Source organism: Roseibium limicola, from assembly GCF_017313085.1.
In the GTDB taxonomy this organism is placed as follows: domain Bacteria; phylum Pseudomonadota; class Alphaproteobacteria; order Rhizobiales; family Stappiaceae; genus Roseibium; species Roseibium limicola.
In genome coordinates this window covers 126,297-138,632 of the sequence record NZ_JAFLNF010000002.1, presented here as the reverse complement: position 1 = coordinate 138,632, position 12,336 = coordinate 126,297, and the positions used below count along the sequence as shown (strand labels likewise).

10 protein-coding genes are annotated in these 12,336 nt (G+C 57.2%); 4 read left to right on the top strand and 6 right to left on the bottom strand.

All coding sequences use genetic code 11. The annotated features are described in order from the left end of the window. Nucleotides 1-21: 21 nt before the first annotated feature. Nucleotides 22-522, bottom strand: a complete 501-nt coding sequence (gene coaD, locus J0X15_RS04165) for a pantetheine-phosphate adenylyltransferase (protein ID WP_206938454.1) — start codon at nucleotides 520-522, stop codon at nucleotides 22-24. Nucleotides 523-705: 183 nt separating this feature from the next. Between coaD and J0X15_RS04160 the strand changes: the two genes are divergently transcribed. Beyond that, nucleotides 706-1,116: a phosphopantetheine adenylyltransferase gene (locus tag J0X15_RS04160; RefSeq protein ID WP_206938453.1), complete on the top strand. Its 411-nt coding sequence runs from the start codon at nucleotides 706-708 to the stop codon at nucleotides 1,114-1,116. Between the two features lie 139 nt (nucleotides 1,117-1,255). On the opposite strand, the gene gyrA is transcribed toward J0X15_RS04160, so the two are convergent. Next, nucleotides 1,256-4,060, bottom strand: a complete 2,805-nt coding sequence (gene gyrA, locus J0X15_RS04155; RefSeq protein WP_408015328.1) for a DNA gyrase subunit A — start codon at nucleotides 4,058-4,060, stop codon at nucleotides 1,256-1,258. A gap of 323 nt (nucleotides 4,061-4,383) precedes the next feature. Here gyrA and J0X15_RS04150 point away from each other — a divergent pair, with 323 nt between their 5' ends. Then, nucleotides 4,384-5,016 carry a MarC family protein gene (locus J0X15_RS04150; RefSeq protein ID WP_206938450.1) on the top strand — a complete coding sequence of 211 codons (633 nt, stop codon included), beginning with the start codon at nucleotides 4,384-4,386 and terminating at the stop codon, nucleotides 5,014-5,016. A gap of 86 nt (nucleotides 5,017-5,102) precedes the next feature. On the opposite strand, the gene J0X15_RS04145 is transcribed toward J0X15_RS04150, so the two are convergent. Together J0X15_RS04145 and J0X15_RS04140 are read right to left on the bottom strand one after the other, a co-directional pair. Beyond that, nucleotides 5,103-5,771, bottom strand: a complete 669-nt coding sequence (locus J0X15_RS04145) for a glutathione S-transferase family protein (protein WP_209015136.1) — start codon at nucleotides 5,769-5,771, stop codon at nucleotides 5,103-5,105. A gap of 142 nt (nucleotides 5,772-5,913) precedes the next feature. Continuing rightward, nucleotides 5,914-6,312 (bottom strand): hypothetical protein, encoded by a 399-nt coding sequence (locus tag J0X15_RS04140; protein ID WP_206938446.1) that lies wholly within the window; start codon nucleotides 6,310-6,312, stop codon nucleotides 5,914-5,916. A gap of 158 nt (nucleotides 6,313-6,470) precedes the next feature. Between J0X15_RS04140 and J0X15_RS04135 the strand changes: the two genes are divergently transcribed. After that, nucleotides 6,471-7,430, top strand: coding sequence for a cation diffusion facilitator family transporter (locus tag J0X15_RS04135; protein ID WP_206938444.1), 960 nt, complete (start codon nucleotides 6,471-6,473; stop codon nucleotides 7,428-7,430). A gap of 50 nt (nucleotides 7,431-7,480) precedes the next feature. Here the strand turns inward: J0X15_RS04135 and J0X15_RS04130 are convergent, their stop codons facing one another. Together J0X15_RS04130 and guaA are read right to left on the bottom strand one after the other, a co-directional pair. Beyond that, nucleotides 7,481-9,028 carry an HAL/PAL/TAL family ammonia-lyase gene (locus tag J0X15_RS04130; RefSeq protein WP_206938443.1) on the bottom strand — a complete coding sequence of 516 codons (1,548 nt, stop codon included), beginning with the start codon at nucleotides 9,026-9,028 and terminating at the stop codon, nucleotides 7,481-7,483. Between the two features lie 244 nt (nucleotides 9,029-9,272). Next, nucleotides 9,273-10,832, bottom strand: a complete 1,560-nt coding sequence (gene guaA, locus J0X15_RS04125) for a glutamine-hydrolyzing GMP synthase (protein ID WP_206938442.1) — start codon at nucleotides 10,830-10,832, stop codon at nucleotides 9,273-9,275. Between the two features lie 225 nt (nucleotides 10,833-11,057). On the opposite strand from guaA, the gene J0X15_RS04120 reads away from it, so the two are divergent. Continuing rightward, a complete protein-coding gene (locus tag J0X15_RS04120) occupies nucleotides 11,058-12,272 on the top strand; it encodes a tetratricopeptide repeat protein (protein WP_206938441.1) in 1,215 nt (404 codons plus the stop codon). Nucleotides 12,273-12,336: the final 64 nt, after the last annotated feature.

Below are 12,336 nucleotides of genomic sequence, written 5' to 3'. Positions count from 1 at the left end.
AAAATCTGGCCACCGGCCGGTCTACTTGCTGCACTTCTCTTTCAAGGGTGCAGCGACAGCGGGGGGCACGAAGGCGGTTGCATCACCGCCCATCTTAGCGATTTGACGAACAAGCGTGGCGGTGATGTGGCGGCTGGTCGGACTGGCCGGCAAAAACACAGTCTGAATGTCTTTTGCCAGTGTCAGGTTCATCCCAGCCATCTGCATTTCGTAATCCAGATCCGTTCCGTCGCGCAAACCGCGTACAAGGATAGACGCCTTCAGCTCGCGGGCCGTCTCGATCAGCAGATTGGAGAAGGACACAACCTTCAAACGCGCTGCCGCCTCGGCGCCAAAGGCCAAATGGACGCAAGCCTCCAGGAGTTCCCTACGCTCTTCAAAGGTAAACAGGGGCGACTTTCCAGGGTGTATGCCGATAGCGACAATGACCTCATCGGCCAGCCCGAGTGCTTGCCGAAGGATGTCCATGTGCCCGTTGGTGACCGGGTCGAATGACCCTGGATATAGCGCGATGCGTTTCATGGCGCCCTCAATAGCGTGATGCGTCGCTGCGGACAAGACAAACAAGTCTGTTCCAATGGAAAATGCCTTCACTGGCAAAGAACAAAGACGAACATTATGTGATGGCTGTCACGGTACTCGGGAACCAAACTCGTAAAGATGCATTTACACATCAACAGCAGGCACACTGCAGGGAGATTTAAAATGACCAGCATCAATACTTACGAAAACGATCCGTTCCTGGAAAAATTCGGCACCGACGTCTTTCGGTCCAATGTAAGAGCTATGCGCCCGACAACCGCAACACACATCGCCGGAGTGACCATTGCGGCCTGTGCAGCGGTCGTCATGGCGACAGCAATTGCCCTTAACCCATTTACTGCCGAATCTTCAAACGCAAGCCCCGCCGAGACACAGGGCGCTATCGCCACCAAGAGCGACCGTGTCGTTGCTTCGAGCAATGTTTGTGACGGACAGGCCTGGGGCGCATATTCGGCTGATTGTGCAGCATCGCTGAGTGGCCAGACAAATGTTCGTGCGGTCAATTTCCGCACCGTTGAAAAGCCTGCCGGCAACAACACCACGGTTCTTGCACGGGTTCCGAGCAACGGTTGATGCGCATCATCCATTGCCCCGATCCGGGACCGGGCTCTTGCGGGCCACATGAAAAATCGATCTTCAAAATGAAATGCAGCGGCGAGATCAAATCCAGCCGCTGCATTTTTTTGTTCAAAAGCCTGAGAAAGACGACGCCTTAAGCGTCCCCTTCCTTGCCTTCGTCGGAGTCTGTCTCGGCAGCGCTATCGCCCGCATCGCCATCAGCGCTTGGCGTTTCGGCATCAGCTGATGCGGTGTCTGCAGATCCGGCAGCTTCGCCTTCAACCACAGTACCTTCAACGACCGCGCCTTCGACCACTTCACCGTCGATCAGGCCATCATCTTCTTCATCCACATCCGTGATGCGCTCGACGGCAACGACATTCTCGTCTTTTGCCGTCTTGAAGACAATCACGCCCTGGGTTGAGCGGCCGGCAATGCGGATTCCTTCGATCGGGCAGCGAATGAGCTGGCCGCCGTTGGTTACCAGCATGATCTGGTTCTTGTCCTCAACCGGGAAAGACGCCACGAGATTGCCGTTTCGCGCATTCACCGCCATGGCCGTGATGCCTTTGCCGCCACGGCCGGTCACCCGGTACTCGAAGGACGACGTGCGTTTGCCGTAGCCGTTTTCGGAAAGGGTCAGAATGATCTGTTCCGCGGCACTCATTTCGGCATAGCGCTCCTGCGGCAGAGCTCCAGCTTCCACTGCCTCTTCATCGCTGTTGCTGCTCTCTTCCGTCTCACCGCGCAGAGCACGGGACATCTTGAGATAGGCTGCACGCTCTTCAGCGGACACATCGATGTGGTGAAGGATCTGCATCGAGATGATGTGATCGTCATCGCTCAGGCGAATACCGCGAACCCCGACCGAATTTCGGCCGGCGAAGACGCGCACGTCCGTTGCCGGGAACCGAATACATTGGCCAGAAGCGGTGGTCAGCATGATGTCGGAAAGTTCCGAACAGGTGTCGACGCCAACAATGCCGTCGCCGTCTTCCAGCTTCATCGCAATCTTGCCGTTGCGGTTGATCTGAACGAAGTCGGACAGCTTGTTGCGACGGACGGTGCCACGAACCGTAGCAAACATAACATCCAGGTTCGCCCAGCTGTCCTCATCCTCCGGCAGCGGCAGGATCGAGGTGATCTGTTCGCCCTGTTCCAGCGGCAGAAGATTGACCATGGCCTTGCCACGCGAATTCGGCCCGCCAAGCGGCAGGCGCCAGACCTTCATCTTGTAACAAATGCCGCGCGACGAGAAGAACAACACCGGCGTGTGGGTGTTGGCAATGAAAAGACGGGTAACGAAATCCTCGTCCTTGGTTGCCATGCCCGAGCGACCTTTTCCGCCGCGCCGCTGAGCGCGGTACGTGGCAAGAGGAACCCGCTTGACGTAGCCGGTGTGAGACACGGTCACGACCATGTCTTCACGCTGGATCAGATCTTCTTCGTCGAAGTCAGGGCCACCCTCGATGATCTCGGTACGGCGCGGCGTCGCGAAGTTCTCTTTGATCTCAAGCATTTCGTCGCGAATGATCTCCTGAATTCTGGCGCGTGAACGCAGAATTGACAGGTATTCGGAGATCTCGGCACCGATCTTGTTCAGCTCTTCCTCGATTTCCTCACGACCCATCGCCGTCAGGCGCTGCAGACGCAGCTCGAGGATTGCTCGGGCCTGCTCTTCGGACAACTTGTAGGTGCCATCGTCCTGAACCATGTGACGTGGATCATCGATCAAGAGGATCAAAGCTTCCACGTCCTTAGCCGGCCAATTGCGTTCCATTAACTGACGACGGGCTGTCGCCGGATCCGGCGCAGAACGGATCAGCTTGATGACTTCGTCAATATTGGCAACGGCAATGCCGAGACCTACCAAGATGTGGGCGCGGTCACGACACTTGCGCAGAAGGAAGCGTGTCCGACGCTGGATCACTTCCTCACGGAAGGCGACGAAGGCCTTCAGCATGTCGGCCAGTGTCAGCTGCTCGGGCTTGCCGCCGTTCAGCGCAACAATGTTGCAACCGAAGGAGGTCTGAAGCTGCGAGAAGCGATAGAGCTGGTTGAGAACCACGTCGGGGACAGCGTCGCGCTTCAACTCGACAACGACACGCATGCCCGAGCGATCGGACTCGTCGCGGATGTCCGAGATGCCTTCGATACGCTTGTCGCGGACAGCTTCGGCGATCTTCTCGATCATCGAGGACTTGTTCACCTGATACGGGATCTCGGTGATGATCAGCGCGAAGCGATCCTTGCGGATTTCCTCGACATTGACCCTGCCCCGGATCGGGACCGAACCACGTGCTGTTTCATAGGCTGAGCGGATGCCGGAACGGCCAAGGATGATGCCGCCGGTCGGGAAGTCCGGACCGGGAACAATCTCCATCAGTTCTTCGAGCGTCAGCGCCGGATTTTCCATGATGGCAATCGCTGCGTCGATCACTTCACCCAGGTTATGGGGAGGAATGTTGGTCGCCATGCCGACAGCAATACCACCGGCGCCATTGACCAGGAGGTTCGGGAACTTGGCCGGAAGAACGACAGGCTCACTTTCGGAGTTGTCGTAGTTTTCCTGGAAGTCGACCGTTTCCTTGTCGATGTCATCAAGAAGCTTGTGGGCGACCTTCTGCAGACGACACTCAGTGTATCGCATCGCCGCCGCCGGATCGCCATCAACAGAGCCGAAGTTGCCCTGTCCGTCGATCAGCGGCAGTCGCAGAGAGAAGTTCTGCGCCATACGCACGAGCGCGTCGTAGATCGCGCTGTCGCCATGGGGGTGATACTTACCCATAACATCACCGACCACACGGGCCGACTTGCGATAGGGTTTGTTCCACTCATAGCCGTTTTCATGCATCGAGAAGAGAATGCGGCGATGAACCGGCTTCAATCCGTCGCGCACATCAGGAAGAGCACGGCTCACGATGACGCTCATGGCGTAATCGAGATAACTGCTCTTCATTTCGTCGACGATGGAAATCGGCTTGATATCGGACGATCCCCCGCCCGGTATGCTATTGTCCTGCTCAGCCAAAGAAAGCACTCATATATATTGTTATTGCTAAGTTGTTTATATCCGATTCATCGCTCGCAACCAAATCAGGGAGCCTTTCGTCAAATAAGTTTTACGCAATAAATTCAATATGTTACGCAAACAGTTCACAGGCAGGAAAATTGTTTTTGCCCTCCCCCTTAAGGAAGCACCAAAATCGGGGCTAGAAGGACACAAGAACTCTCAGGAATCCGCGGCCTTTCCGGCCTCAATTTGAAAGGCTTTCGAAGCCCATGTCGGACTTTCTCATCAATGCTTTCGCGACACTGTTTGTGACGATCGACCCGGTTGGACTGGCGCCGATGTTCCTGGCAGTCACCGCCGGATACTCCAAGCAGGACCGGCGCAAGATTGCGATCCGCGCCACCATCACCGCCTTCCTCATTCTTCTTGTCTTCTATGTGACGGGCAATGCAGTGCTGGAAATCCTCGGAATTTCCGTTTCCGCGTTTCGCGTCGCAGGCGGTGTGCTGCTGTTCCTGATCTCCGTCGAAATGGTATTCGGCAAGCGTCAGAAGCGCAAAACAGAGACGGCAGAAGCTGCGGTCGACGACCATGACCCGGCCGACATGCATGAAGTGGCGATCTTCCCGCTAGCAATCCCGCTGATCGCCGGACCTGCAGCGATCTCGGCTATCATCCTGCTGTCAGGACAGGCACCTGACACCGTGACCTATGTCGGTTTGGGACTTGTGATCCTGTCGATCCTCGTGGCCTGCATGCTGTCGTTCCTGCTGGCTGACCGCATCGAGCGCCTGATGGGCGATACAGCACAGCTGGTCATCACACGTCTTCTCGGTGTGCTGCTGTCGGCACTATCCGTCCAGTTCATCGCCGATGGCATCATCTCCCTGTTGCAGGGTTAAGGCACTGCTTATGCCCTATCTCCGGCTGGACTGCCGGGCATAGGGCATAAATCGCGGCGTCTGCGCCCCGGCTCATGCAACGTCTATCAGCTTGCAATATCGTAGCCGCCGCCACTCTTGAGCGCCCGCTGATAGGCAGGGCGTCGCTTGATCGCCGCCAGCCATGCGATGGTTGCCGGGCCGGGCTGGGCAAGCTTAAACCTTTCGACCGCCACATCGACCGGGAAACTCATCGCGATATCCGCTGCGCTGAAACTGTCTCCGGCGAACCATCCGGTTTTCTCCAGCTGAGTTTCCCACATCGCCATCTGATCGCGGGCCTGCGGATCAGTCACCTTGCTCTGCGCGCCTTTGGAGATGGCTGATGCCAGCGGCTTGACGAAGAATGGTACTTGCTTGGGGAGCAGCTTGAAAATCAGCTTCAGCGTGATCATCGGCATCGCCGTACCTTCTGCAGCATGCAGCCAGTATCTGTACTCAAGCAGAGCATCTGTGCCAGGCGCCGGCCGCAACTTCGTTTCCGTTCCATAAAAGTCGAGGAGATATTCCACCATCGCGCCACTTTCGGCGACAACCCGTCCATTGTCCTCGATGACCGGCGACTTCCCCAGCGGATGAACCTGCTTCAGGGACTTGGGGGCGCGCATGTCAGGACCGCGCTTGTAGGTTTTCACGTCGTAGTTCACCGCGAGCTCTTCAAGCAGCCACAGAATGCGATGCGCACGGGAGTTGTCGAGATAATGAACGAGCACCAAAAGCTCTCCAATTGTACCAGAAAAGTAGAGATCAAACGGACGCCGCCTGCAGACGGTTCCGAAGATCGGGATGGCTCCCTTAAACCTGGCGCGCTCGCCCCCATGGGCAAGGGACTTTATCCGGAAGACAGCGAGGGCTGCATCAATCTGGTAGTTGCACCTTGTATCTGTTGGAAGCAAAGCCATGCCTGGTGTCGCGGGCACGAATGAAGACCACATTCAACTCTGAGGGGATTTTCACACCCGACAGCGAGCGCTTAAAGGGCTGCTCATTTACATGCGGGTGGAGCAGAACACGTTCGGCCAGCACCTTGCCGCTTTGACTTTCCACCTGCCACAGGTCGGCATAATGATCCCATCCTTCATCCTGATGGAATAGCGTCACGTCGAAGCGTAAGCTGTCGCCCTGACGCTCCACAACGACCGCGTTGATCTCCACTTCACCGGCACTCGCCACAGAAGTCGCAGCGCAAAACAGGCCAACGGCTATTATCAGTCTACGTCCGATGGGAACCGGATTGGCTTTTCGCGGTTGTTTCATTGACTGTCTTCTCTTTTTTGCCGCATTCACACGTGTCAGGCCATGCTGCCAGACTTTCGGCTCTACCAATAATCACAGTTCGAAGTAGAGTTTCACAGACCCGTCATCAGCGTTCGTCACGGGAACCGCTGACCGACCGCCAACAAGAAGGATGCCCGATGGCCGCCCATGGTTCCAAAAAGGTGATTTACGCCGCCCTCGCTGGCAATGGCCTGATTTCCATCACCAAGTTCGCTGCTGCCGCTTTTACCGGCTCCTCTGCAATGATGTCGGAGGGCATTCACTCTCTTGTCGATACAGGCAACCAGGGGCTTCTGCTATACGGCATGAAGCGGGCCAAGCAGCCCGCCGATAAGCAACATCCTTTTGGATATGGTGCTGAATTATACTTTTGGTCGTTCGTGGTGGCGATCTTGATCTTTGCGGTCGGGTCGGGCGTCTCAATCTACGAGGGCGTGCAGAAAGTCATCCATCCTCATCCTGTCAGCAATCCGATGGTCAACTATATCGTTCTGGCATTGGCCTTTGCGTTTGAATCTGTCGCCTGGTGGATTGCCTTGAAAGAGTTCAACCAGACTCGTGGCGGACGAAGCCTGTTCCAGACGGTTCGCGACAGCAAGGACCCGACTTTGTTCACGGTTCTCTTCGAGGACAGTGCCGCCATGCTGGGCCTGATGGTTGCCGCCATCGGACTAGCTGCAGCTCAGGTGCTTGGCCTGCCATGGCTCGACGGAGCAGCCTCCATCGCAATCGGCCTGATCCTCGCCGCAACCGCTGCCTTCCTGGCTTTTGAAACAAAAGGCTTGCTGATCGGCGAAGGCGCATCGCCGGAGATCATCTCCAGCATACGCCAGATCGTTGAGGCCTCGCCTACAGTGACAGCGGTCAACGAGATCCGCACGTTGCACCGCGGTCCGCATGATATTCTTCTGGCCCTTTCCCTCGACTTCGAGGACCAGGTGAAAGCCGGTGCGATTGAAGATGCGATCTATTCGATGGAGCAGACGATCAAGCGGCAGAACCCGGATGTGACGCGCCTGTTCATCGAGGTGCAGGCGAGCCGGCACCACGAAGAGATGATCAAGGCTGAGGAAGAACAGCGGATGCTCGACGCCTGATCAACCCGTTCAAACCAGAATTAGGCGCTCCTGCGCCTAATTCACCCAGCTCAAACTTCCGGTTTTTGTGTTGGCGACAGGGAGACGTTCGACGCCATGCTGGCAGGATAGGGCATCATCCACATGAGGCGGCGCATCATCTCGATGTCTTTCGCCAGTGGTCGGCGGTCGTCATAGGCGCCAATGGCTTCGCGAATATACTGATAAATGCCTTCCGTCCCATGCCCGCGCTTGCCCTGTGCCCCGCACGGTTGCACATCATAAGCTTGGGCGGCACACAGCAATTCAATGGCCAGAATGGTTTCAATGTTTTCCAGAAGGTCGAGTGCCTTCAGTGCCGAAGGCGTCGCATGGGCCAGATAATCCTCCTGAAGGCCTGCGGTCACGCCGCCATCAAGGCTCGACGGTTGAGCCAGTCGGCGATTTTCCCCGACCAAAGAGACCGCCGTATAATGGGCAATCTGAAAGCCGTTATGCAGGCCACCGGCGGCTGCGAGAAAAGCCGGCAAGTTGCTGACCATCGGATTGACCAGCCGATCAATACGCCTTTCGCTGATGACGCCAATATGCGCCAGCGCCAAGGCAAGGCTGTCGAGAGACATTGCAAGTTCGGCCGCCACCGTATGCGCCTGAGAGGCCATATGGACTTCGCCATTGTCTTCCCATATCGCCGGATTGTCGGTGCAACTGGCCAATTCCAGATCGAGTGTTTCACCGGACATACGTACGGCCCGGCGCACACCGCCATGCACTTGCGAAATTGCCCGCAAGCTCAAAGGCGGTTGTGTTGGGTTGAGGCCAGGTCCCTGCGCCAGTTGACTTCCCCGGAGATAGAACCGTAGCGCTTCGCCGACTGTCGCCATGTCTGGGCTTGGTCGCAGGGCCAGAGTTCGGGCGGAAAGTCCTTCCGGATCACACCGCAGGTTCTCAAAACTCATGGCAGCGGCGGCATCTGCCCAGTCGAGCAACATATGAGCATGGGACAGCGCCAGTGCCGCAAAGCCGGAGGCACAACCGGTTCCGCTGACGAGACTGAGACCTTCCTTGGCCTCCAGCTGCAGCGGCGCCAATCCGAGTTCCGACAAGGCTTGTGATGCGGTCATCCGCTCGCCGCGCAGGAATACATCGCCTTCTCCAAAGACAGACAAAGCCACCGGTGCGGAGTGGCTGAGATAGCCGAGCGAACCCTTGGCGGGAATGACAGGCAGACAATCATTGTCGAGAAACGCGCAGAGCCTTTCGACAACCTCCAGCCGAATGCCGGAATACCCCAACGCGTAAAGATTGATCTTTGCCGCCAGCAGTCCGCGTGTCTGTTCACGTGAGAGTGGCTGACCAACGCCGACATGATGGCTGAAGGCAATGTTTTCAGAAAGCCGGGAGCGGTCGCTCGGCGCGATCACTTCATTGCACAGACCACCAACCCCGGTGTTGAGGCCATAACAGCGCGTGTTGTCCGACATCAGCTTTTCAGCCGCATCGCGGGATCGGCGGATCCGGTCTTTCGCCGGTTCGGAAAGCACGACATCCAAGCCGCGGGCAACGCCGGCAATTGCTTGCCACGACAATGGCAGATCGATTGTATGACTGGCCCGCATGACGTTTACCTTTGCCCGGTTGGTTCAAGACCAAGTCAACGGGATTCATGGGCAACTCGTCAAACGGTTTCAATAAGCACCAATGTTGTATTTTCTCTCAAATCCGGGACTTTAAACCTCGAGCAAGCCAAACCCGCCTCTCCACCTGCAAGCAGCCGCACACCGATCATGCAAAGGATGAAACAAGAGGCAGTGAGCCAAATAAAAAAGGCACCTTGCGGCGCCTTTTCGTTGAGCTCAGAACTCACTCCCACTCGATGGTTCCGGGAGGCTTTGAGGTGATGTCGTAGGTCACCCGGTTGATCCCCTTGACCTCGTTGATGATCCGCGTGGCGGTCTCTCCAAGGAAGTCGTGGCTGAAGGGATAATAGTCTGCCGTCATGCCATCGACCGAGTTTACCGCACGCAGGGCACAGGCAAAGTCGTAGGTGCGGCCATCGCCCATGACGCCAACTGTACGGACGGGCAGGATCGCCACGAACGCCTGCCAGATCTCATCATACAGACCATGCTTGCGGATCTGGTCGATGTAGACCGCATCGGCCTTGCGCAGGATTTCCAGCTTTTCCCGCGTGATTTCGCCAGGGCAACGGATCGCCAGTCCTGGACCCGGGAACGGATGGCGGCCGATGAAGCTGTCCGGCAGGCCAAGTTCACGGCCCAGGGCGCGGACTTCGTCCTTGAACAGTTCGCGCAGTGGCTCAACCAGCTTCAAGCCCATCTTTTCCGGCAAACCACCCACATTGTGATGCGACTTGATGGTGACGGAAGGACCGCCGGAGAAGGAAACGCTTTCGATCACATCCGGATAGAGCGTGCCCTGAGCCAGGAACTCGGCACCTTCGATCTGGTTGGCGTATTTCTGGAATACGTCGATGAACAGCCGGCCGATGATCTTGCGCTTGGTCTCCGGGTCGGACTGGCCTTCCAACTCGCCCAGAAACAGCTCACTCTCGTCCGCATGGATCAACGGAATATTGTAGTGGTCGCGGAACATCTTGACCACTTCGTCGGCTTCGTTCTGACGCAGCAAGCCATGATCAACAAACACGCAGGTCAGTTGATCACCAATGGCCTCATGAATCAGAACCGCTGCAACAGAGCTGTCGACGCCGCCGGACAGACCGCAGATGACCTTCTTGTCGCCAACCTTCTCGCGGATCAGCCGGATCGCTTCCTCGCGGTAGGCGCCCATTGTCCAGTCGCCGGTAAAGCCCGCCATCCGCACGAAGTTCTCATAGAGGAACTTGCCGTTCGGCGTGTGATGCACCTCCGGATGGAACTGCACGGCAAAGAAATTGCGGTTCAAATCGGCAGTGACGGCAAACGGTGCGCCCGGCGAGGTGCCATAGACCTCAAAGCCCGGTGCGATCTCGCTGACATGATCACCATGCGACATCCATACCTGCTCACGTTCAGCCTTGAACCAGCCGTGCAACAGGTCGATGATGGTCGGGGTCGGTGAGACGAAAGCCCGACCGAACTCTGCCGTGTGGCTTTCGCCCGCTTCGACTTTGCCGCCCAGGTCATGCATCATGACTTGTTGGCCGTAACAGATACCGAGGATCGGAACACCGAGATCGTAGACGGTCTTGGGCGGGCGCGGGGATCCCTCACGGACAACACTGTCCGGGCCTCCGGAGAAAATCACGGCTTTGGGAGAGAACTCGTCCAGAAACGCATCCGTCACGTTCTGATAGGGATGGATTTCGCAATAGACATTGAGTTCGCGCAGACGTCGGGCAATCAGCTGGGTAACCTGGGAGCCGAAGTCGATAATGAGGAGGCGATCATGCTGTGTCATGGGCTGCTTCTACCCGCTTCCCTAGCCAATTTGAAGGCTGAAATTCAGCCTCTCAAACTGTTTTTGAGGATTTTCCAGGCTGTTCCTCCTGCATGGCTCATACCGCCCTTCAAATGGACATAAACAAGCTGTCCCAAATGGGTGCTGGAGAACCCGTTTTGCCTGATTCCATTTTCACCGCTAATCCGCTTCAATAGAGGCTCAAGATAAGGATTGATTCCCTTGGTGAGCGACTCCCTGCCCCCTCCTGGCGAAGCAGCCTTCGAACGTGCCCTCTATTACGAGCGCAACGGCAAGTCCGATGCCGCACTCGCCGCCTATTTGCAGGCGCTGGAAGATGCGCCGGACAATCTGGATATTGCTTTTCGGACCGCCACCGCACTGATGCGTGCCGGGCATCTGGATGAAGCGCTGTCGCAATTGCGCCGTATCGTCTTCATCGAACCTGAGAATGTTCCCGCCCGGGCCAATCTTGGCAATTGCCAATACCTGATGGGTGATCTGACTACCGCCGAGGCCAACTTCAAGGAAGTGCTCGGGTTGCAGCCAGACAACCGTAATGCGCTATATGGCCTGGCCAGCGTCCAGCTTGATTTGAACAAACCGGAAGCCGCCTTCGCTCCGGCCCAGAAGCTGGTGGAGCTTTTGCCGCAAAGCGCACCGGTTCGCACCCTGTTTGCCCGATCGCAATCCAAGGACCCGCAAGGCTCTGCAGCCATTGCCTCGTTCCGAAAGGCGCTGGAGCTGGACGCAACTCACATGCCGGCCATCACCGGGCTTGCGGAATTGTATCTGCGCCGACGCAGGTTTGCCGAGGCCGCGGTTCTGGCCGCGCAAGCCCATGCACTGGAGCCGCAGGCCAGTTTGCCATTGCGCACTCTGGCCGATGCGCGCATGGCGAGCGGCGATCTGGAGGGGGCACGTGACGCGCTCTCCAAGGCATTGAAAGCTTGCAAGTCATCTGAGCGGCCGGAATTGCTGCTGCGCTTTTCAGCGCTTCACCGCAAGGCCGGAGACCTTGATGCGGCCCTGGTGGACGTATTTCAGGCCTATCAGCTGGCTCCGCGCAATGCCAATGTGCTGAATACGCTCGGCACTTGCCTGGCGGCCCTGAAACAGGGCCAGATGGCGCGTCAGGTCCTGACGGCCGCGTCGCGCGACGAAGCGCTGGCCGAGGGGCTGAAAAACCAGATTGCCAAGGCTGCTGCGGACGCAGAGCAAACCCTTGCTGCGCGGGCGACAGCGGCAAATCTGGAACAAAGCACGTCGGAGAACCTCTCCGACGACGAAGATGACGATTCCGGCGTTGCGGAAGTCACTTTTGAACCACAGAAAACCAGTCGGCCCGAGAGCAGGCCCCTGCCCGATGATCTGGCACTGGAATCTGATCTTGGCGATGAGCTGAATTCCGCCGCCCCCGACGAAGAGAAGCCATCCTGATACCGGCCTGATGGCAGATCTCGGAATGGCTTCTGGCCGGCGATGCTTTGTCGGCTAATCTATC